This is a genomic window from Ferrovibrio terrae (assembly GCF_007197755.1).
Classification (GTDB): domain Bacteria; phylum Pseudomonadota; class Alphaproteobacteria; order Ferrovibrionales; family Ferrovibrionaceae; genus Ferrovibrio; species Ferrovibrio terrae.
Genome location: NZ_CP041636.1, coordinates 1006744 through 1027570 on the forward strand (window position 1 = coordinate 1006744; position 20827 = coordinate 1027570).

The window sequence follows — 20827 nt, forward strand, 5'->3', positions numbered from 1 at the left end:
ATTATGCTGCGCGCTTTTTCTTCGCGTGACTAACACAATCATCTACGAAGCTATCTACCTCTTCTTCATCGAGCGCTTCGAATACAATACCGCCGCCGAACTTATTGATCGCCTTCATAAACTCTCGGAAATTGTCTTGGTGTCCGATAATCCAGGACTGATCCCTCATGGCCTTGAGGACAGAGGTCGCAATACCTTGGCGGCTGGTCATCCAGATGCGTTCAACAAAGTTGCTGCGAATATCGAGAGTTTTCAAAATCAGGCTCAGCGCGCCTTCCACATCGTTCGGCATGCAGGTTTTCGCGATGTGATAATTCCACCATAACCTGGATAGGGCATGGTCATCACGGATGCCGGTCTGCGTTGACGCAAACATATGCTTGCTGATCGCTATGGGCAGCTTCTCGTCGGCCTCACCATCTAGCCAGCGCGCCTTCGAATACTCGAAAGCCTCGACATGCGACAAATGGACCCAGATGCGTTCCTCATTCGCCATAGCGGGCGTGAGGCCCGCAAGAGCTTTACCCACGATTTTAGAATTTTCGAGGTCGATGGCCGCAACCGATTGAGGCTTATTCTTGTCGAGGGTTTTGAGCAAGTCGTTGTCAAACTCAACTCCAAGAGTGATGTCCCACGACGCGTTTTCGGCTGAATCCCTGAACCCAGCTCCCTTATAGCACCCCAGATTGGAGGTGATTGAGGCCCGCAGTTCAACCAAAGCCTTGTCGGAAAGATATTTGATTTGACCGGTCACTACAGGCGCTCCATCATCGAGATCGTCTTCCTAAGCGGCGCCCTCAGAAGTTTCTGAGCGATCACTAGTGGAGACTGGTTTCGAGCAGCGGGGTCAATCCCCATATCGTCGCACTTTGCCTTGAACACACGGTACCAATGTTTGCCAGTCACGCTGGCGTCCCCGCCCTGCAGAAGCGCGACCACTTCCATCACAGCAGGCATGTAGACAGTGTTCAGCATGATGTCTTTGCCACGCGGTATCTCACGGATATTGGCCAGAGCCTTATGCGTCGTGGGCTCCGCGAAGATGGTAATCCGATCCTGCATCGGATCGACAAAAATCGTTCCGGGCTCCACGTCAGGGCTTTCTGCCAGTTCAAAGATGCTTTCAAACGGCTTGAATTTCTTTTTATCGATAGAGAAGCTAAACTCTGGGCCCAGCGCAATCACAGACCCTTTCGGCAGATTTACTGCCTCGCCAAACTCCTTATGAATCAGCGGGCTGCTGAAACTTTTTACGTCGTGAAGCGTCCAGATAACGGGGCGAAGTACTACCTTCCCGAACATTTGGGATGCGTCAAAGAACTTTTCGCTCTTTCCGAGGGGCGCCGCCTGCAGGAAGTTGAAGTAAGTGCGACGACAGACAAGGAAGTAGCCAATTGATGCACGCTGCGTCTCGACCAGGTCCGCCAGTTCTCTGGAATCCAACGCAAGTTCTGCTACAAGCTTGAGTTCACCTTCCGAAGTCATCTGCTGGATAAACTCGCAGCGAAATTCCCCGGTCACATAATCCTGCGAGTATTCGCTCAAGACCGGGTGAGGGTAACGCATGTGATCGGTGATCTTCATAAGGCGGCCTATTCAACCGGTGTGACGAAGGCGGAGGTTTCAACCGGACCCACATATGGCGTGTCGAACGTCACATCGACCGATACCCGCTCACCCTTTTTGCAATCGATCTCGACAGACGAACCATTCACAACTCCAGCAGAGACCCAAGTAATCAACAAATGTTCTGGTTTGCTGAGGCCAGTAGCTTCCACTTGGAGTGAGATTTTGCCGCTGGCGGGGGCTGTAAAGAAGAAACGTCTTTTCTGTGGAACCGATGCATCCGGGATCAGATTGCGCTCGCCCTGCAGCTCGACCGAGCGTGCTCGGGGCGTCCCTTGGGCTTAGGGTCGTTGTCGCGATCACCATCGCCTTCACCATCACCGTGGCCTTCGCCGAAGCCGGGTATATCCCCGGGCTTTTCGCTGATCGGCTGATCTCCCGGTCCGTCAACTGGCGGCTGGTCCTCGTCTTCGCTTTTGGCAGCCGCAACTGTCTTCTTCTTGGGCGGAGACTTCATGACCGGCGTAGGCTTCAGAGCCTTAGGGTCTGTCTCTGTCGCTGCATCATCTTCCTGACGTGTCTGATCTGAAGCGAAAAAGTCGCTGAGCTCATCAAGTTCGATTTTGCTCTTGGCTTCAGTCCTGGCGAGGCCTTTGAGACGTGCTCTGATTTGCTTGGCAAGCCGCTCGAATGCGCGTTGGCCCTGCTCCCTTAGAGCTGGGTCAGAAATTCTTTCCGCGGAAAGATCGTCGTGACGCGGCCCTTCGAGACGCTTGAACCACTCCCCTTCGCCTTTCCCGACCGGCTCAATGATTGCGGAAAAGTCGCGATACAATGGAAAATTCTTGAAGGGCTCATTAAAGTGGGACAGGCTTTTCGTGATGTACATACCATTTCTGATGATACCCACGGTATAATTCAGTCCATCCCGCAGCAGGACGCTCACCCGGACTTTTCCAAGCTCTGGGACATCCAATTCGCTGATGATTGTTTTTTCATCGATCAGGCAGGCATGTAAATTTTTCGCAACCTCAAAAGGTTCTGAAGCATTGAGTTGCTTTACGGCTTCAAGGATTTTCGCATCGCGAAGCATAGACTGCAGTGTGTTGCGGTTGATCTTGATCGATCCTTTATCTATCTCAAACTCCATTTCCCGCTGTTCGATTGCACAGAAAAAATTCATGATGATCGCCGCGGCCATTTCATACCGCCAGTCGGTCTTGTTGTGCCGCATGCAAATGGAAAAAATGGAGGTGCCGCGTGTTTCGCGCAGCATCCATGCTGGAATCTCTTTGGGATTGTCGAGCGGCATATAGCCTTGGAGCCTGCCCCAATAACCTTTACGGCGCCGCTGTTTTCCGGCCTTGTCTCTGTGTGAGATGAAAAGCGTTTTTCCCATGCACAGAAAATGATCGCTACCGTTCTCGTCCTTGTACTGGGTAGAGAAGAATGCGGTGTGGATGTCCGAGAGAGCAAATACTGCGTTCTTGCCGATGCCGAACGAGCCACCCGAACTGATGTCTTCCTTGGTACTTGATCCTTCAGTCTTGGCAAGAGTGTGAAACGGCCTGCCCTCTTCGCACGGACCGGTTGCTCCCTTGGTATTGTAATCCGCGATCTTGAGAACTGTGATTTCGCTTGCGTCCAGCACTTGGACTGCGTGCTGGAAGAATCCCTTTTCTTTCTCATTGCGCGGACGATCCGCCTTTTCCAAGCAGACAGTGGCCGCCGCCCGGAACTCTTCGATCGATGGAAACTCTGAAGCTTTGATCGACAGAACATCGAATGTGATGCGCACCGGCTTGTCGGCGTCGAGCCTCGCATCCCGGCTGTTCTGGCCCATTTCGCGCGCCACTGCTGCGAAAGGCCGATCCTTAAAGAATTCGATTCCCGACTCGCTCAGACCCTCCGAGTCGCCCCCGGTGTTTTCAAGAAATTCCAACCCGATTTTAGTCATCAGAGTTTGAAACCTTCCTCTTTGCTTGAGTTTTCCCCCCCAAACCGAGCCTTCGCTGCATCCAACTCCTTTTGCAGCGCCCGGAAAATCTTCCTGATGTCCTCATCAGTGTAAGCGTAGGCGCTACGATTGGAGAGATTTCCAATCAACTGGATATCTTTGACAGTACGATTTACTCGGGCCTCAGCTAGCTCGACAAATTTTGCTCGTTTATCACGCATAATTGGATCAACCCATGATACATTTTTAATATGTTATGATTTATAGACATTATATTACAAACAAACTGCGGTAAAGGGGGATATTTGTAAGATTAGCCGCGATATTATCTCTTTGATTCAACGAGGAATATTATCATTATCAACAGATTATGGATGTACTGACCTCAGAGCAGCGCCGCCAAAATATGCAGGCGATCCGGGCCAAAGACACCGGAATTGAAAAGACGATTCGTCGCATTGTCTGGCGGCTCGGCTATCGCTACCGGCTAAACTCAAAAAGCGTCATTGGGCGACCCGACCTCGCCTTTATCTCACGGCGTAAGGCAATTTTTGTACATGGCTGCTTCTGGCACAGACATCCAGGATGCCGCCTGACAACCACGCCGAAAACCAATCCGGAAAAATGGCAGAAGAAATTCACGGCAAACATCGCCCGCGACACATTGGTGCAGCAGAAACTGCAGGAAGCGGGCTGGAAGTCTCTGGTGATCTGGGAGTGCGAAATTAAAGATCGGGCAGCCCTGACGGAACGCCTGCAGGCCTTTCTGTCAGAAAGCTGATTTCAGGAAGCCGGCGATCCGCTCGGCGATCTGCTTCGCCAGATACGACGGAACAGCATTGCCAACCTGGTGATATTGCTGGGTGCGGTTACCGCAGAAAAAATAGTTGTCTGGAAATGTCTGGAGGCGTGCCGCCTCGCGCACGGTCAGGCTGCGGCACTGAACGGGGTCGTAGTGGATATAATAATGCCCGTCCTTGGCAATATGCGACGTGATGGTTGAGGACGGCTGCCGCCCAATGCCCTGTACCTTGAAGCGATCGGCAAAGCCTGATGCCTCAAGCTGCCCATTCTTATTCACAACGACATTGCGATGGGCCGGACGCAGTTCGCCGCTCGGCCAGTCACTCAGCTTTGGCGAGCGCTCATGCTTTTCGGCATAAGCGGCACAGAACAGATACCGCGCGAGGTCGCTGGACATATGTCCGCGGGCCTGATGCTGCAGAATGCCGTTCAGTTCTGGATCATGCAGCCAAGCCTGCAATGCTTCGGCATCTTTGATCTTCTTAGGCGAGCGGGCGTACCACTGAGATCCGGAATTTCTCGTCGCAGCAAGACCTGCAATATCCTTGACCCAGTTCGCGATACCCAACCCGTATCCCGCACCCGTGAGTCTTTCGGCGGCCTGCTCTCTGATCGCCTGCACCCATACAGCGGCGTCATCCAGTCCTTTCGACAGATGGCTGCGCAGCGACGGCATCGCTTCCAGCACTGCACGCGCTGATGTTGGCGCGGCCATTTTCTTGAGTGGTTTAATCTCACCAGTGAGATCGGCACGGATGCCAACAATAATGACGCGATGGCGAGCCTGAGGAACACCGTAAACTTCGCTGCGAAGCACAAAGTCTCGAATGGATTTCTCTGCAAACATGTCTGATTGACCAAGCGAGACAATTTGTTCCGCCGATAGTGAAATGAGCCGATAGCGGGCGTTTTTCCCCTTGAGCCAGGGCCGCACTTCCAGGTGGGGGTTATCGCTGACCGCTTTTGAAGGATTCTGCAGATCACGCAGTATCAGCTCTGAAACACTGCCTGCTGCCGCATCGGCCCCGGTCCGCGCGGAAGCCAGGCCCTTCACATTCTCCATAACGAAAACGGCAGGCTCGTGAACTGCGAGTATCTCAAGATACTCGCGGTACAGGCCGTGCTTTTCATCCTGATAGAATTCTTCTTCGCGCTGTTTCTTCAGCTCTGCTGCATTTTTCCTGGTATCGCCAATGCCGAGACGGCGCGCACGCCCAACCAGCGAATACGCCTGACATGGCGGACCGCCAATCAGCACAAAGTTTTCTCCACCAATCGCGCTTTTTATTTTGCTGTGCAGTTCATTGCGTCGATTGTTGTCACCCAGCCTGATATTCAGAACCCTGGCTGCAGCTTTTGCCCACAGTTCAGGAAACTGTCTGGCGAGCGTGCCGTCGGGGTTCGGGTGCTTCACCGCCTCGTAATAGGCTTCCCTGGCTTTACCGGTGGCGAGGTGGAAGAATTTCCGGAGCCGCAGGGTGTGACAGGCGGTTTCGTCCATTTCGCAGGACAGCCGGACGTCAAACTTCACAGCACCGTGGGCGCCGGTGAAGCCTTCCCCCAGTCCGCCCGGACCGGCAAAAATGTCAATGACCGGTATTGTTTTCGTCATTCGCTCGCGCTCAGCATGTCGCGGGAAGTTATCTTTTAAATTCAAAGCGGAAGCAAATACTGCACAGGATGGGGGCGGTGATATTTACAAATCAGAGAATATGATGTACCATATTTGTTCCTGTCTGTCTCGTCCTGTTTTTTGATCATCCTGAATATGTCTCGCATACAGTCGTAACCACTCGACTGGTGTCAGAATTTGTCAGCAATCCCGGAAATCTGGCAGGATCGGTTCGGTCCCGGACAGACCTGACTCGAACGCGCACGAACCGCATCGAGCACCAAACGAACCCGCACGAACGCCCGCGAACCGCCACGAACACACACGAACCTGACCGGGCAGCCGGCGGCTCCCCTGGATATCCCTGTCGTGAAGTGTCAGCAGTCAGTGGGGCGGGCGACGCCTGCCGGCATCACTCCATCGCCAGAATCGTATTCCTGACGATCGGATAAATCTGCTTGGCCCAGCGCTTGCCGCTGAACACGCCGTAATGGCCGACGCCGGCCTGCAGATGGTGGCGCTTCATATAGGGCTTGATGCCGGTGCACAGGTCATGCGCCGCCATGGTCTGGCCGATGGCGCAGATGTCGTCGCGCTCGCCTTCCACGGTGAGCAGCGCGGTCTTGCGGATCGCCTTGGGGTTCACCGGCTTGCCGTGATGCGTCAGTTCGCCCTTGGCCAGGCGATATTCCTGGAACACCCACTGCACGGTCTCGAGATAGAAATCGGCATCGAGATCGAGCACGGCAAAATATTCGTCGTAGAAATCCTTGGTCTTGGTCGCCTGCTCGACATCGCCCTTCCACAGATTCTGGAACAGCTCGGCATGCGCCTTCACATGGCGGTCCATGTTCATGCTCATGAAGGCGGTGAGCTGGATGAAGCCGGGATAGACGCGGCGGCCGGCGCCCGGCAGGCCATGCGGCACTTCGGAAACCAGCTTCTGCTCGAACCATTCGATCGGTTTGCCCACCGCCAGCTCATTCACCTTGGTGGGGTTGAGGCGGCAGTCGATCGGCCCGGCCATCAGCGTCATCGAGCGCGGCGTGCATTTGTGCTTGGCTTCCGACATCACCGCGGTGGCCACCAGCGCCTGCACACAGGGCTGGCAGACCGCGACGATATGCCCGCCCGGGCCGAGCACTTCCATGAACTTGATCAGGTGATCGACATATTCCGCGAAGCCGAAGCGGCCTTCGCTCAGCGGCACGTCGCGCGCATTGTGCCAGTCGGTGATATAGACATCGTGGTCCGGCAGCATGACAGCCACCGTGTCGCGCAGCAGCGTGGCGAAATGGCCCGACAGCGGCGCCACCACCAGCACGCGCGGCTGCTGAGCCAGATGCGCCTGCGAGGCGTCGAAGTCCTTCCTGAAATGCAGCAGGGTGCCAAACGGCGTGACATGCGCCGCCTCTTCCGTCACCGCCACCTTGCGGTTGCCGATTTTCACCTGGTCGATGTTGTAGGGCGGGCGGCCATGGCTCAGGCCTGCCCGGGTCAGCATCTCGGCGGCGGCGGCAAAGCCGCGCAGGAAGGGGTTGTCGCCGGCCGCCTGCTGCAGGCCCGGCAATACCTGTCCGGCCAGGGCGCGCAGCGGCGCCATCAGGTTGGCTTGGGTCTGGTAGGCCAGATACATCATGAATACAGGGTGGCTTTCCCGGACCGGCTGGTTGCGACTGGATCGTGCCCTCCCCCCCGGAGTGCAAAACGACGACCCAACGCCTCTTGGCTAAAAAAGCTAATGCAGTTTTTGCTGCAATGCGAGATATATGTAGAAGACTTAAGTCTGGGACCTGACAGGGGGATGTGGACGATGCAGGCCACGCTGACCATTAGCAGCAAGAATTACTCCTCCTGGTCGCTGCGCGGCTGGCTGCTCTGCCGCATGGCCGGGCTGGATTTCGAGGAAATCATCCTCTCCAGCGACGATCCCTCCACCCGGGCCGAACTGCTGCTGCTGTCGCCCAGTTTCCTGGTGCCCCGGCTGACCCATGGCGCGGTGTCGGTCTGGGACACGCTGGCGATTGCGGCCTATCTCGACGAACTCTTCCCCGATACCGGGCTGCTGCCCGCCGACCGGGTGCAGCGTGCGCATTGTCGCTCGATCTCGGGCGAGATGCATTCCGGCTTCGTGAACCTGCGCTCGGCGCTGCCGATGAACCTGAAAGCCCATTACCCGGGCTTCAAGGTCTGGGCCGGCGCGCAGGCCGATATCGATCGCGTCGCCTCGATCTGGCGCGACTGTTTCACCACCTATGGCGGCCCCTGGCTGTTCGGGGCGAAGCCAACGGTGGCCGATGCGATGTATGCGCCGGTCTGCACCCGCTTCCTGACCTATGACGTGAAGCTCGATCCGGCCTGCGCCGCCTACTGCCAGACGGTGATGGCCTGGCCAGTGATGCAAGAGTGGGTAACCGCTGCAAAGGCAGAGCCCGACGATCTCGACGAACTCGACGTCGAATTCTGAGCCGGTTTCAGGACAGCCCGCCGGTACGCAGCACAAGGCGACGTAGCGTTTTCAGCAATTCCGTGCTGACCGGATCGCGGCCGTTCAGAATCAGCACCAGACCCGGGCGGCTCAGCTCCAGCGTCTTGGCCATGTCGTCGATCGTGATATTGGCGATGCGGCAGACTTCGGTCATCACGGCCAGGCCATTGCCTTCGATATATTTGTAGCCATCGGCCTCGTTGCGTACTTTCAGCCGGAAATCGCGGCGCGCAAGGCCCGGCGTGCCCGTCTTCGCTTCGGGCCTGGGGGCCGCATTGGCGGCCAGCTTGGCGACGGCCTGGGCCTTCTTCGACACGTAGTCGGCGTCGAAATCCATCGGCACCGGCGATGTCTGCGGCGCCGGCGGCGCTGGCGGCGGAGGTGCCGCTGCAACAGGCGGCGGTGACTCAGGTGCTGGTGGCGCCGGTGCAGGTACGGGCGGTGCCGGCATGATCATGCCGGGAATCATCAGCTCAGGCAGCACCGGCGCGGCCGCAAGCGGTTTCGGCGCTTTGGAGGCCGCTGGCTCGGAAGCTGGTGAGGGCGTCACAGGTGGCGGCGGAACTGGCGCGCCGAACCCCATCATGCCGGGGATCATGACATCGGCCTGCGTCTGTGCAGATGGAGGTGCTGCGGGTTTTGCCAGATTGACCGGCGCCGGGGCTGGCGGTGCCTGTGGCGGCGGCGGCGGCTCGATGATGGTCTCCGGCGGCACTAGCTCTTCCGGCATTGGCTGCTCGGGTGTCAGCGCTTCAGGCATTACTGGCGACGGCGCGGCGGCACTGAAATCCGCCAGCGGCACGCTGTTGTCCATCTGCCCGGAGACGCGCTCCCGGATATTCTGCATCAGCGCCGCATCTGGCAGCGCCAGCTGATACTCCGCGCCCTGCGCGGCATGGAAACCGGCGATATCGTCGAGCCGGGTCAGACGCCGGCGCAGAAATTTCTGGCTGCCCATCGGCCAGGGCCGGTCATGCGTGACCATGCGGTCGAGGAACTGACTGGTCGTCCCGATCTCCATCGCCAGTATGCTGGCGCGGATCGTTGCCAGTTTCCGCGCCTGGGCCGTCCGGTCGTTGGGCCCGAAGGCGCCGAGCCGGTTCTCTACCATATCGATGAACAGGTGGAATTCGCTGAGCGCGTCGATGAAGGCACGGAAGTCCGCGAAGCGATCGAGAATCACTTCGTTGCCGGTGTAGCGACGCGTGATCACACCGGCCTGGCGTTCGACCTGCGCAATCATCGCCAAGGCCGCTTCGCGGCTGATCGTCGCCATGACAGACCTTTCCTGCAGCGGATGCCGCGACGTCAGACTAGAGAAAAACCGGCAATGCCGGAATGGTTCCGGCGCACCCGGGCCGAACGGAGCCGGAAGATCATCCGCTCACGGTGGGCTTCGCAGCCAGCGCTGCGCCACGGCCATGTCGGAGAAATAGCGGATCGCGCGGTTGTTGAGGCCTTCATGCAGCACCTTTTCCTGCCGCATGTTGGTCGAGGCCAGCGACTTGCGCACGATGGCGATGCGGCGCAGATGGTCGGTGGGACGACGGCGGAAGATCTGGTCGAGCCGCGCAATCATCTCGGGCGTGGCGCGCCAGTCGGTATAGCGCATATCAAGCAGATAATCGTAGTTCGGCGCATCGGGATACTGCGCCATCAGGCTGGCATAGAAGCGGAGCACCTCGTTGTCGGTGAGCTCGCCGATATACACGACCATCACCGTGCGTGCGGCGACATCGATTTCATAAGCCAGATGTTCGCTGGTGATCGCCACGGGCGCTTAAAGCTGCGGCGGGCCGTTCTTGCCGAGAAACGACTGCAGCTGTTCCATGAATGGCCGGGACATCGGATCGCTGCCGTTCAGCATCAGCACCAGCGACGGCCGGCTGACTCCCATGCGCGTCGCCAGCTGGTCGAGCGTGAGGCTCGCATTGCGGCAGATTTCGCTGACAGCAACGAGGCCGTCACGTTCGGCATAGAACCGGCCATCCATTTCCTTGATGCGGAAGGTCGGCGGCGGCTCGCTGCGAAGCGGCGGACGACGTTCTGCCGCCCGTCGCCCGCTGCCGGGATCCAACCGCAGCACCATCTTCTCCGGCTTCACAAAATCTCCGGCGGGGACTGCGTAGCTGGCAGACAGATCCGAGAAATCGGTCAATGCGGGGGCGCGTTCAATCTGCTGCTTCAGCAGTTCCTCGACCGCGCGCAGCATCACTTCGCTGAGCGGCGTCAGCTGATACTGCTCGCCGAAGCGGTCGTAATATTCACTGATCTCGCCGAGGCGGCCGAGGCGGCGCTGCAGGAATTCGCGGCTGCCGAGCGGCCAGGGCTTGTGCGTCTCGCCAATACGGACAAGGAAAATCTGCGTGGTGTCGACTTCAACGATGATGATTCGCCAGCGGATATCGACGAGATGGCGCGTCAGTGCCGCGCGCTTCTCTTCCTCGAAGCCGGGCAGGCGTTCTTCCACCAGGTCGATGAAGACGTTGAAGTGATCGACCTTTTCGACGAAGCGGCGGAAATCCTTGGCTTCGGCAGACACGCCATCGCCACTGCGATAGGCCTCGGCGATGTCGAGGCCCTGCTTTTCGACCTGGGCCAGAAGACGCAAGGTCTCCTGACGCAGCCTATCCCCTTCCGCCAATCGGCGCACCGCACCACCACTGAGTGATTTGTTTTCCCCGCAGGACACAATAGTGACTGTGGTTGTGTTGTACCAGATTAGATTCTATCAGAATTTATCCCCAGACGCGCCATTACTATCCAGTAACTGAAGCGCATGCAGCAAGGGAGCACCTGCAGCGATGGTGGTTTTCCGCCACCCATCGCTGCAAGGAGCCGACAAGCTTCAAAGCCGGAAGAACCCGACCAGCTGAGCCAACTGCCTGGCCTGGCCGGCCAGGGCCTGGGCAGAGGCCGACGTTTCCTCGACCAGGGCGCCGTTGCGCTGGGTCATTTCGTCCATGCTGCCGACGGCCGTGTTCACCTGTTCCAGGCCAGTGGCCTGTTCACGGCTGGCGGCGGCGATCTCGGCCACGATATCGGCCACCTTCTTGATGGCGCCGACGATTTCGGCCAGTGAGCCACCGGTCTGGTTCACCAGGCCGGCGCCGGTCTTCACCTGGGCATTCGACGCCTGGATCAGGCCCTTGATGTCCTTCGACGCATTGGCCGAACGCTGCGCCAGGGCGCGCACTTCCTGCGCCACCACCGCAAAGCCCTTGCCAGCTTCACCCGCACGGGCCGCTTCGACCGATGCATTCAGTGCCAGCAGGTTGGTCTGGAACGCGATCTCGTCGATCAGGCCGACGATGTCACTGATCCTGCGCGCGCTCTCCTCGATCTGCGTCACGGCTGTCACGGCGTCTGCCACCACGCTGCCACCCTTCTCGGCCGTGCTGCGGGCCGCAGTCGCCAGCTGGTTGGCAGCTTGGGCATTGTCGGCATTCTGTTTCACGGTGGCGGTGATTTCATGCATCGAGGCGGCCGTCTCTTCGATGCTGGCGGCCTGCGATTCCGTGCGGCTGGCCAGGTCCTGGCTGCCGGTGGAGATCTCGGCCGCCGCGGCATTCACGGCCTCGGCATTCTCTGACAGGCCGCGCACCACTTCGCTGATCCGCTCGGCCATGCGATTGGTCGCCTGCTGCAGGTCGGCAAAGACGCCGGCATAGCTGCCCTGCACGCGACCGCTGAGATCGCCATCGGCAAGGCGCGCAAGAACCTGGCCAAGTTCACGCAGCGCCGTGTCGGTGGTGGCGACCAGCGTGTTGACGCCATCGCCCAGCCGGCGCATCACGCCGTCCATGTTCTCGACCGCGATCCGCGCGCTCATGTCACCGGCGGCGGCGGCGGCAACGATGGTGCCGATCGAACGGTCCAGCTCGGCCTCCTGGGCCTGGCGCTGCTCTTCGTAGGCCTGGCGCTGGCTGGCGCGTTCAGCCGACATGCGGCGGTTATCCACTGCCTGTTCGCGGAAGACCTGCACCGCCTTTGCCATCGCGCCCAGTTCATCGACGCGATCCCGCGCCGGAATCTCGCTATCCAGGTCACCGCCGGCCAGCGTCTGCATCGCGCCAGTCATCGCCGCAATCGGACGCACCAGGCTGCGGGCCAGGATCACCGCAACCGCACCGGTGGCGAGCAGCGTGACCAGGGCGAGCAGCGACAGGATCAGTAATTCCTGGCGCTGCGTGGCGGCCTGCTTCTCGCGGTCGGCAACGATCTCGACCACGGCAATCGCCTTGCCGGAGAAATTCTTCAGTGGCATGGCCAGCGTGGCGCTGTCGCGACCCTTCAGACGGGTATGGCGCAGCACGGTCTCGCCATTCAGTGCGGCGCGATATTCAGTCTCGCTGATCGTGGTCTTTTCGGCAAAGGTGCTGGAATACACGCTGAGCTTGTCATCAGCGAGCAGATGAATGGTGAGTTCGACATTGAGCCGGCGCTTCATGCGTTGGAGGAATTCCTCACCCAACGCGATGCCGGTGTCGATCACGCCGATCAGCTTGCCGTCCATGCGCAACGGATGCGACGAAAACAGGCTGAGCGTTTCGCGACCCGGCTCGATGCCGGTATGGGGCTTGCCGGTGTCGATGGTCTGCTTCACCGTCTGACGCCGGCTCAGCACGTTATCGCCGAAGTTGGCCGGCGAATGGGCGCGCAGGAAAGCAACGCCCGTGGGAGTCTGAATGGTGATCAGGCCGATCCCCTCGCGCTCGCGCACCGTCTTCATCGGCTCGGCCAGCAGGGCCAGGCCGGCAGCGCGATCACCGCTCGCCACGGCTTCCTGCAAGGCGCGCAGGCCGCCCAGGGCACTGCTGACGCTCGAGGCCGTGCGACCTTCGAAATCGATGGCTTCGAGCACGGCGTCGTAATTCGCCAGCAGATCGTCGCGCAGATCGCCCTCGGCGTTACTCACCTGCTTGATGAACATGTAGCCGGCGATCACCGCGATAGCGGCAAAGGTGATTCCAAGCATGGCGGCAATGAGCCGTGCCGCGATTGAGCGCTTCAACATCAGGGTTCCTTCCCAGCAACATACGGTTGCAGGCCTGATTTCACAGCAAGCGCACGGGCTTAACAATAGTCATGGGCGTAATGAACACGCTTTTATTCGTGCTGTGGTTTTATATAGAAAACATCAGCAGGCGCGGTAACGCACCAGATCACGCTCCAGGCAGAGGCGCAGTTCGCGGATGCCATCAGGACCGCCAATGACGCGCAGATGCCGGCGCTCCAGACGGTCATGCCCATGGGAGGCATCGTTGGCGGCGAGAACGGCAGCCGTAAAGGCCTGCACCGACTGGCCCGGCTGCGGCGCGGGCAGGGTCAGCCTGCTTGCAACCCCGGCCTGGGCGGTGAAATACGCATCTGGCGTGGCGAAATCACTGCAGCTGCCGTGCTTGGCCCATTCGCATTGCATCAGCCGCGGATCGGGCGAGTTGCACAGATGCCGGCGCAATACCGGCTCGGGCACCGGCTGCACCGGGCCGCAGTATTGCGGCCAGAGCTGCCCCGCCCGGCGCGTGGCGTATTGCGGCCACAGGCCATGCACGATCCAGCCGAAGCGGTTGTCGCGGCATTGCAGGGTCGCCCGCTTGCCCGCCGGACCGGCACAGAAGACCGGCGACCAACTGAAACTCAGGATATAATGGTCGAAATCACTCTTCTGCCCACGCGCCTCTTCACGACCGAGATTGGGACAGGGCAACACGGTGAGCCGGTCCGGCAGGCGGCACTGCTGCTGCGCCGCTGCCGTGTCCGGCACGGCCAGCAGCAGAAACAGAAGGCCGCCTATCGCTTTCAGTCGCATCGCGGGCTAAAGATCGACGACCAGCCCCCGTTGCACAAGCCCTCATGAAGCCCGCCCAGATCGAACATTTCTTCGCCACGCTGTCGGCTGCCAATCCCGAGCCGCAGACCGAGCTGAAATACGTCAACGCCTATACCCTGCTGGTGGCCGTGGTGCTGTCGGCGCAGGCCACCGATGTCGGCGTCAACAAGGCGACTGAGAAACTGTTCAAGACGGTGACCACACCGGCACAGATGCTGAAGCTGGGCGAAGAAGGTTTAAAGCAGCACATCAAGACCATCGGGCTGTTCAATGCCAAGGCCAAGAACGTGATCGCGCTGTCGCAGCTGCTGATCGACCGGCATGGCGGCGAGGTACCGCGCGACCGCGAGGCGTTGCAGGACCTGCCCGGCGTCGGCCGCAAGACGGCCAATGTGGTGCTGAACGTGCTGTGGGGCGAGCCGACCATCGCAGTGGACACGCATATCTTCCGCGTCGGCAACCGCACCGGCATGGCCAAAGGCAAAACGCCTTTGGAGGTCGAGCTGAAGCTCGAGAAAGTCGTGCCGGCGAAATACCGCCAGCATGCGCATCACTGGCTGATCCTGCACGGCCGCTATATCTGCAAGGCACGCAAGCCCGACTGCTGGCGCTGCGTGGTGGCGGAAGACTGCAGCTTCAAGCCGAAGACCAAAGCGCCGGACGAGGCCTGATCCTCAGGACAGCGCTGCAATCGCCGCCTGCAGGTCGCGCTTGTACTGCAGGAAGTCGACAAAGATGCCGTGTTCGCCGCGGTCTTCTGCGCCCCGCGCGCAGCCGGCCGCAATGCTGTCGCGGAAGGCCGAGGCCGCCGCCGGATTTTTCTCACGCGCCTTCAGATAGGCAGCGATCAGGTCGGTCTGCAGCGCACGCCCGGCCCAGCCCACTCCGGCCCCTTCAAGAAGTCCGGCGACGAACAGGTTGTTGTCGGCGGGAGGGAAGATGTTGAGATGCAGTTGCGGCGCCTGCTGCGCCGGCTGCCAGTTCAGCGCCGAAAGATCGGCGAGGAAGGGAAACGTGATGCGATAGCCGGTGGCCAGCAGCACCAGATCGACCTTGTCCTCAACGCCGTCGGCGAAGACAACAGTCTCGTCGCGCAATTCGCGGACCGGCTTGCGTAAACTCACATCGCCCTGCCCCAGATGCTGCAGCACCAGGGAATTGACGATCGGCGTGCGATCATACAGGCGATGTTGCGGCCGTGGCAGGCCGAAGCGTTCGGGCGGGCCGACCAGCAGGCGCAGCAGCGGCTCATGCAGCATGGCGCGCAGCTTTTTCGGCAGGATGAATCGCCTCGGCTTGTGATTGCTCTCGTCAGCCGGCTTGCCGGCGATGAATTTCGGCACAAAGTGATTGCCGCCGCGCACGCTCCACAGCACGCGTTTGGCGCGATGGATGGCGTCGACCACGATGTCGCAGCCGGTATTGCCCATGCCGACCACCAGCACGGTTTTATCCTCGAAAATATCCGGCGTGCGGTAGTCCTTGGCATGCATGACCCGGCCACTGAACGCGCCGGGCATCTTCGGCAGCAGCGGATCTGTCAGATGGCCGTTGGCGATCACCACGCCGGCGTAATCTCTGGTGCTGCCATCGCTGAAGCTGGCGCGCCAGCCCTCGCCGTCGCGTGCCAGCGCCTGCACCGAGGTGTTGAAGCGGATCAGCGGCGTGAGGCCGAAATGGCTGGCGTAATCGCGCAGGTATTGCAGCACCTGGGCATGGCCGGGATAGGCTGGCCATGCCGCCGGCATCGGAAAATCGGCGAAGGCCGTGGTTTTTTTCGACGAGATCAGATGCGTCGAGGCATAGACCGCGCTGGACTCCGCGCCATAAAGCCATTGCCCGCCGACATCGGCATGCCGCTCCACGGCTTCGACGGCGAGGCCGGCCTGTCTGAAGCTTTTCATCGCAGCCAACCCGGCCGGGCCGGCTCCGATTACCAGATACGTCATGCGCCGGTCGCCTTTGCATAGCGTTCGAACACCGCGACGGCATTGAGCTGCGGCACATAGCCGAAACCGCTTTTGAGCTGCGCGTTGTCGAGCACGGGACGGTACTGGATGAACTTCACATGCTGCGGCCCGAGCCTGGTGGCGCCCAGCAGGTTCAGCAGCCACAGCGCTGCCTTCAGCAGTGCCGGCGGAAGCGCCAGATAGGGTTTGCGCAAGCGTGCCGCGATCTGCGCCAGGCTGAGCGTGCCGTCACCGGCGAGATTGAATACGCCGGCCGGGCCGCCGCGCGCCGCCCTGAGCAAAGCCGCGATCACGTCGCTGTCGGCGATCAGCGAGAACGGCGTGGCGGTACCGGTGAGGCCGAGCACCAGCGGACGGCGGAACATCGCGGTGATCTGGTTGGCCGTGCCCGGCCCCAGCACGGTGCAGGGCCGGAACACCGTCTGCTGCAACTCGGGATGCTCGGTGCGCCAGCGTGCCAGCAGCTCCTCGACCAGCCGCTTGTTGCGCGCATAGGCAAAATCCTCGTTGCCGCGCAAGGTATCGCTTTCACGCAGCGGCACCGGATTGTCCGGGTGATAGCCATAGGCCGCGCCACTGGAGGTGACGACCAGATGCTGCACGCCGGCAGCCAGGCAGGCGCGCAGCACATTTTCAGTGCCTTTGACGTCGATCTCGTAGTCGCGCTGCTCGTCGCCGCCGGCCGCCACCACGGAGGCCAGATGCACCACGCACTGCGGCCGATGCCGCAGCAGGTGATCGGTGAGCGCGGCATCGCGGATATCGCCGGCGATATAGGTGACATTCGGCAGGCGCTCGGCCGCCGGCACCTCGCGCAGGTCGAAGGCGATCACCGGCGCTGCTTCACCTGCCAGCGCCGCCAGCAGCCCGCGTCCGATGAAGCCGGCCGCGCCGGTGACGAGAATGCCGGCATTGCTCATGGCGTTGCCTCGCGCGCATCGCTGCGTTTCCACAGCGTCGCCAGCAGCACGCCGGAGACGATATGCCAGATGCCCCAGCCGGCAGCGATCAGCGCCGCGCCACCCAGCGCATCGAACTGGTTGAGGATCAGCGCAAGGCCGAGGCCGGAATTCTGCATGCCGATCTCGATGGTGACGGCGCGCGTATCTGGCCTGTTCATGCGGATCGCCTTCGCCGCCAGCCAGCCCAGTGCGAGCGCCGCCGCATTGTGCAGCACCACCAGCGGGATGATGTCGGCCAGGAAGGTAAGCAGGTATCGCCCGTTGGCAATCGTGGTCGCCAGGATGAACAGGATCAGCACCAGCCACGACAGGATCTGGAATGGCCGGCGCAGGCGTGCGGCCAGCTGCGGCGCCCAGTGCGCCAGCGCCATGCCCAGCAGCATCGGCATGCCGAGGATCAGGATGGTCTGGGCCAGAAACGGTCCGGCCTCGATATTCACCTGCCGCAGCAAGGCTGCCGTGGCGGGATTGAGCGAGGCCCAGAGCAGGATGTTGAGCGGCGTGGCGACAATCGCCACCACGCTGGACAGACCGGTCATGCAGACCGACAAAGCCGTGTTGCCACGACCCATATGGGTGATCAGGTTCGACAGGTTGCCGCCCGGACAGGCACCGACGATGATCATGCCGAGTGCCACGCTGGGCTGCGGCTGGAGGATCATGGTCATGGCCCAGGTCAGCGCCGGCAGCAGCAGGGTCTGCGCCGCCAGGCCGGTCAGCGGCGCCAGCGGCCGGCGCAACACGTCGGCGAAATCGCCGAGGCGCAGATCGAGCGCGACGCCGAACATGATCAGCGCCAGCACCAGCCCCAGGATGGTCTGGCCGGTTGAATCGATCTGGATCAGCACGGCGTCGATGGACGCGTCGGCCATGATTTCCTCCCGGGACCCGCGCTCCTGTCCAGCCCTGTTGTTTCGGCCGGTTTGCTGGGTCATTCTGCGGCAGAAACGCGCAGCGGGCGATGGCCGCAGACGACAGCGGCTGTCCGGTTGCGCCAAAAGCCGAGGAAGAGATGGGCGCGGACGTGAGTTCCCGCAGCGTTGCCACCGGCTATGTCCGCACCCTGCTGGATGCGGTGCAGGACAGCGCGTATGCGCCGCGCCGGGTCGGCAGCGCCGCCGTGCTGGCCGAGGCCGGCTTCGCCGCCAACCTGCCGGACACGCCGCGCCTGCCGCATGACGTGGTCTCGGCGATCTGGCTGGCGGCCCTGCGCCTGACCGGCGATGCGCAGCTTGGCCTGCATGTCGGCGAGCAGGTGCGGCCCGGTTCCTTCGATGCGCTGGGCCAGCTGCTGATGACCTGCGCCACGCTGGGCGAAGCCGCCGAGCAGGCCGATCGTTTCGCGGCGCTGGTCGGCGGCGGCGGGCGGTTCGCGGCCAGGAAAGAAGCCGACGCCGGCATTCGCCTGCTGTATCTGCCCTTCGATCCCGACTGGCCCTGCCGCCGCCAGCGCGTGGAAGCCGTGCTGACTGCGACGCTGACCTTTACGCGCTGGCTGAGCGGCACCACCATCGTGCCGCGCGCGGTGCGCTTCCGTCATGATGCACCGGACAGTCTGGCCGAGCATCGCCGCATCTTCGGCATGACGCCGGATTTCAATGCTGAAGACGACTCACTGCTGCTCGGGCCGGATACGCTCGGCCTGCCGGTCCGCCAGGCCAATCCCGGGCTCAAAGCCGTGCTCTCAGGCTATGTGCAGGCCGAACTGGCGCGGCTGAACGACGACGATCCGCTGCGCGGCCGGCTGGCCGACAGCTTGCGCGCGGCACTTGCGGCCGGCCAATCGCCCGGCATCGAGGCGGCAGCCGAAACGCTGGGGCTGACGCCGCGCACCCTGCAGCGCCGGCTGGCCGAGCGCGACACCAGTTTCCAGGCCGAAGCGAGCACGCTGCGCTGTGCACTGGCCAAGGACCTGCTGCGCGGCGATCCATCGCTCAGCATCGCCGGCATCGCGGCGCGGCTCGGCTTTGCCGATGTCGCCAATTTCCACCGGGCCTTCAAAAGCTGGACCGGTGCGACGCCATCGCAATGGCGTGATGCGGAGAGGGAACAGCCATGACGCGCGTGATGTTCGACAGCAACGCCTATGATGCGATCCTGCGGCACGGTGATGCCGAACGGATCGAAGCCGAGATGTTCAGCGTCATCACGACGGCAGCCCAGGAAGACGAGCTGCGCCAGATCACCGATCCGGCGCGGCGCGTGGCATTGCTGGAGATATTTCATGCCCTGCATGCCGCAACAGCCGAGGTTTCCGCCGACTGGGATGCCGCACGCGACAGCATCATCGGCAAGGCGGCGGCCGAGCATTGCGACCTGCTGGTGACGGACGACAGGGAACTGACGCAGCGGCTCGCTGTACAGGCGCCGAAGCTGCGCGTGCTGTCTTACAGCGACTTCCGCGCCGAGTTTCTGCTTTAAGACAACTTGCTGATTAAGACATCGGCCGCTGCGGTTGCGGCTGCGGTGGCGTTTTCAGCAAGGCCGCGAGGCAGTCGCTGTCGTCGATGGTCTGGCCGCGCACGCGGCTCAGCACCTGCGCATGGCTGACGCGCAGGCGGCTGGCCGTGTCATCGGGATAGAGGAACAGCAGCAGGGTGCAGCGCGGCGCTTCGGCCTGGTACTGCCAGACCTCGCCCGGCGGTTCACGGCGCAGGGTGGTCGGCGCGCCAAATAGCACGCGGGCTTCGGCGGCGGTCTTGCGCACCACATCGGCGCTGAGCGGCCGGCGCGGCGGCTCGTCGGGCTTCTGGTGCACCAGCGAGAGATCGAGCTCCTCGCCAGGCAGTACGCCTGTGGTGGCGGGCGATGTCGGGCGGCCACCGCAGGCGGCAAGCGCAACGATCAGGCACAGGACAAAAAGAATGCGCGGCGTTTTCACGCCGCGCAGCTTAAACGCACGTTATGTGCAGAACAACTATTCAGCAGCAGCCGGCGACGCCAGACGGCCGCCCGAAGCGACGGTCTGCACGGTGCCGGAAATCTCGCCGCCGCATTCGATCTCGACCTGGCCATAGGCAATCTCGCCCGAAACCTTGCCAGAACCGCGGATCAGCAGGCGGCCGCGCACACTGAGGCGGCCTTCGAAACGGCCGCGGATCTCGGCTTCTTCCACTTCGGCCGAGCCCTTGAACTGGCCGGTCTCGGTGATCTCGACAAAACGGCTTTCGGTGAGCTGGGCCTCGACGCGGCCTTCCACAACGACCTTGTCGCAGGCGGTGATCTGGCCGCTGAGGCTGATCTCGCGGCCAATCAGCAGAACCTTCGGCTCGGCGTGGTTGTCGGAACGCGCCGGCGTGGCGGGAGCAGCACCGGCAGTCGCCTGCACCAGGGCCTTGGGCGCCAAATCCATCGGACGCTTGGCGATCTCGGGGCGGAAGGTCGGGGTCGGCGGATTGGTGTCGGACATGGTGGCGGCTCCTGCAGTTGTAACGGAGGGAAGAACGGGTTTCCCAATCGAGCGAAGATGGCTCGGCATCGGCGGCAGTTCGTCATCGCCGGTCTTGGCCGGCGCGGCGGACAACCCAGGCTGTTTCGGCTCGATCGGCTTGAGCTCAGCCTGGACCGGAGGGGCCGGCGGCATCATCGCGGCACTGTCGGTGCTCGGCTTCTTGCGACCAAACATGGGCGGTCTC

At 61.4% G+C, this 20827-nt stretch carries 21 protein-coding genes; 5 read left to right on the forward strand and 16 right to left on the reverse strand.

Going from position 1 to position 20827, the window contains the following annotated elements:
- Position 1 precedes the first annotated feature (1 nt).
- From FNB15_RS04830 to FNB15_RS04845, 4 genes are all read right to left on the reverse strand, one after another.
- A complete protein-coding gene (locus FNB15_RS04830; protein ID WP_144067623.1) occupies positions 2 to 754 on the reverse strand; it encodes a DUF6339 family protein in 753 nt (250 codons plus the stop codon).
- The gene (locus FNB15_RS04835) at positions 754 to 1584 is read right to left on the reverse strand and encodes a hypothetical protein (RefSeq protein WP_144067624.1); all 831 of its coding nucleotides are present in this window, start codon (positions 1582 to 1584) and stop codon (positions 754 to 756) included. The genes FNB15_RS04830 and FNB15_RS04835 overlap by 1 nt, the downstream gene beginning before the upstream one ends.
- A gap of 268 nt (positions 1585 to 1852) precedes the next feature.
- Positions 1853 to 3523 carry a hypothetical protein gene (locus FNB15_RS04840; protein ID WP_144067625.1) on the reverse strand — a complete coding sequence of 557 codons (1671 nt, stop codon included), beginning with the start codon at positions 3521 to 3523 and terminating at the stop codon, positions 1853 to 1855.
- On the reverse strand, positions 3523 to 3744 hold the full coding sequence (locus tag FNB15_RS04845) for a hypothetical protein (protein WP_144067626.1): 222 nt from the start codon (positions 3742 to 3744) through the stop codon (positions 3523 to 3525). The genes FNB15_RS04840 and FNB15_RS04845 overlap by 1 nt, the downstream gene beginning before the upstream one ends.
- A 149-nt stretch (positions 3745 to 3893) precedes the next feature.
- On the opposite strand from FNB15_RS04845, the gene FNB15_RS04850 reads away from it, so the two are divergent.
- Positions 3894 to 4304 (forward strand): very short patch repair endonuclease, encoded by a 411-nt coding sequence (locus FNB15_RS04850; protein WP_144067627.1) that lies wholly within the window; start codon positions 3894 to 3896, stop codon positions 4302 to 4304.
- Here the strand turns inward: FNB15_RS04850 and FNB15_RS04855 are convergent.
- Entirely contained in the window at positions 4293 to 5939 is a 1647-nt protein-coding gene (locus FNB15_RS04855; RefSeq protein ID WP_144067628.1) for a DNA cytosine methyltransferase, read from the reverse strand. The genes FNB15_RS04850 and FNB15_RS04855 overlap by 12 nt on opposite strands.
- 412 nt (positions 5940 to 6351) lie before the next feature.
- Positions 6352 to 7578, reverse strand: coding sequence for a polyhydroxyalkanoate depolymerase (locus tag FNB15_RS04860; RefSeq protein ID WP_144067629.1), 1227 nt, complete (start codon positions 7576 to 7578; stop codon positions 6352 to 6354).
- Positions 7579 to 7752: 174 nt separating this feature from the next.
- Between FNB15_RS04860 and FNB15_RS04865 the strand changes: the two genes are divergently transcribed.
- Positions 7753 to 8406: a glutathione S-transferase family protein gene (locus FNB15_RS04865; protein ID WP_246068792.1), complete on the forward strand. Its 654-nt coding sequence runs from the start codon at positions 7753 to 7755 to the stop codon at positions 8404 to 8406.
- Between the two features lie 7 nt (positions 8407 to 8413).
- Here FNB15_RS04865 and FNB15_RS04870 read toward each other — a convergent pair whose 3' ends face one another.
- The 5 genes from FNB15_RS04870 to FNB15_RS04890 all read right to left on the reverse strand — a co-directional run bounded on the left by FNB15_RS04870 (position 8414) and on the right by FNB15_RS04890 (position 14239).
- Positions 8414 to 9703, reverse strand: a complete 1290-nt coding sequence (locus FNB15_RS04870) for a hypothetical protein (protein WP_144067631.1) — start codon at positions 9701 to 9703, stop codon at positions 8414 to 8416.
- 108 nt (positions 9704 to 9811) lie between these two features.
- Entirely contained in the window at positions 9812 to 10201 is a 390-nt protein-coding gene (locus FNB15_RS04875; RefSeq protein ID WP_144067632.1) for an STAS/SEC14 domain-containing protein, read from the reverse strand.
- A 6-nt stretch (positions 10202 to 10207) separates the two neighbouring features.
- The gene (locus FNB15_RS04880) at positions 10208 to 11038 is read right to left on the reverse strand and encodes a hypothetical protein (RefSeq protein ID WP_144067633.1); all 831 of its coding nucleotides are present in this window, start codon (positions 11036 to 11038) and stop codon (positions 10208 to 10210) included.
- Between the two features lie 237 nt (positions 11039 to 11275).
- A complete protein-coding gene (locus FNB15_RS04885) occupies positions 11276 to 13444 on the reverse strand; it encodes a methyl-accepting chemotaxis protein (protein WP_144067634.1) in 2169 nt (722 codons plus the stop codon).
- A 123-nt stretch (positions 13445 to 13567) separates the two neighbouring features.
- Positions 13568 to 14239, reverse strand: a complete 672-nt coding sequence (locus FNB15_RS04890; protein ID WP_144067635.1) for a ribonuclease T2 family protein — start codon at positions 14237 to 14239, stop codon at positions 13568 to 13570.
- Positions 14240 to 14283: 44 nt separating this feature from the next.
- On the opposite strand from FNB15_RS04890, the gene nth reads away from it, so the two are divergent.
- A complete protein-coding gene (nth, locus tag FNB15_RS04895; protein ID WP_144067636.1) occupies positions 14284 to 14931 on the forward strand; it encodes an endonuclease III in 648 nt (215 codons plus the stop codon).
- A 3-nt stretch (positions 14932 to 14934) separates the two neighbouring features.
- Here nth and FNB15_RS04900 read toward each other — a convergent pair whose 3' ends face one another.
- From FNB15_RS04900 to FNB15_RS04910, 3 genes are read right to left on the reverse strand one after another with little or no spacing between them, the layout of a single operon-like run.
- The gene (locus FNB15_RS04900; protein ID WP_144067637.1) at positions 14935 to 16209 is read right to left on the reverse strand and encodes a flavin-containing monooxygenase; all 1275 of its coding nucleotides are present in this window, start codon (positions 16207 to 16209) and stop codon (positions 14935 to 14937) included.
- The gene (locus FNB15_RS04905) at positions 16206 to 17150 is read right to left on the reverse strand and encodes an NAD-dependent epimerase/dehydratase family protein (RefSeq protein WP_144067638.1); all 945 of its coding nucleotides are present in this window, start codon (positions 17148 to 17150) and stop codon (positions 16206 to 16208) included. The genes FNB15_RS04900 and FNB15_RS04905 overlap by 4 nt, the downstream gene beginning before the upstream one ends.
- Positions 17147 to 18064, reverse strand: coding sequence for a bile acid:sodium symporter family protein (locus tag FNB15_RS04910; protein ID WP_144067639.1), 918 nt, complete (start codon positions 18062 to 18064; stop codon positions 17147 to 17149). The genes FNB15_RS04905 and FNB15_RS04910 overlap by 4 nt, the downstream gene beginning before the upstream one ends.
- Positions 18065 to 18153: 89 nt before the next feature.
- Here FNB15_RS04910 and FNB15_RS04915 point away from each other — a divergent pair, with 89 nt between their 5' ends.
- Together FNB15_RS04915 and FNB15_RS04920 are read left to right on the forward strand one after the other, a co-directional pair.
- Positions 18154 to 19251 (forward strand): AraC family transcriptional regulator, encoded by a 1098-nt coding sequence (locus FNB15_RS04915; protein WP_144067640.1) that lies wholly within the window; start codon positions 18154 to 18156, stop codon positions 19249 to 19251.
- The gene (locus FNB15_RS04920; protein WP_144067641.1) at positions 19248 to 19613 is read left to right on the forward strand and encodes a hypothetical protein; all 366 of its coding nucleotides are present in this window, start codon (positions 19248 to 19250) and stop codon (positions 19611 to 19613) included. The genes FNB15_RS04915 and FNB15_RS04920 overlap by 4 nt, the downstream gene beginning before the upstream one ends.
- 13 nt (positions 19614 to 19626) lie before the next feature.
- On the opposite strand, the gene FNB15_RS04925 is transcribed toward FNB15_RS04920, so the two are convergent.
- Positions 19627 to 20073: a hypothetical protein gene (locus FNB15_RS04925; protein WP_144067642.1), complete on the reverse strand. Its 447-nt coding sequence runs from the start codon at positions 20071 to 20073 to the stop codon at positions 19627 to 19629.
- 36 nt (positions 20074 to 20109) lie between these two features.
- Positions 20110 to 20817, reverse strand: coding sequence for a bactofilin family protein (locus FNB15_RS04930; protein WP_144067643.1), 708 nt, complete (start codon positions 20815 to 20817; stop codon positions 20110 to 20112).
- Positions 20818 to 20827 lie beyond the last annotated feature (10 nt).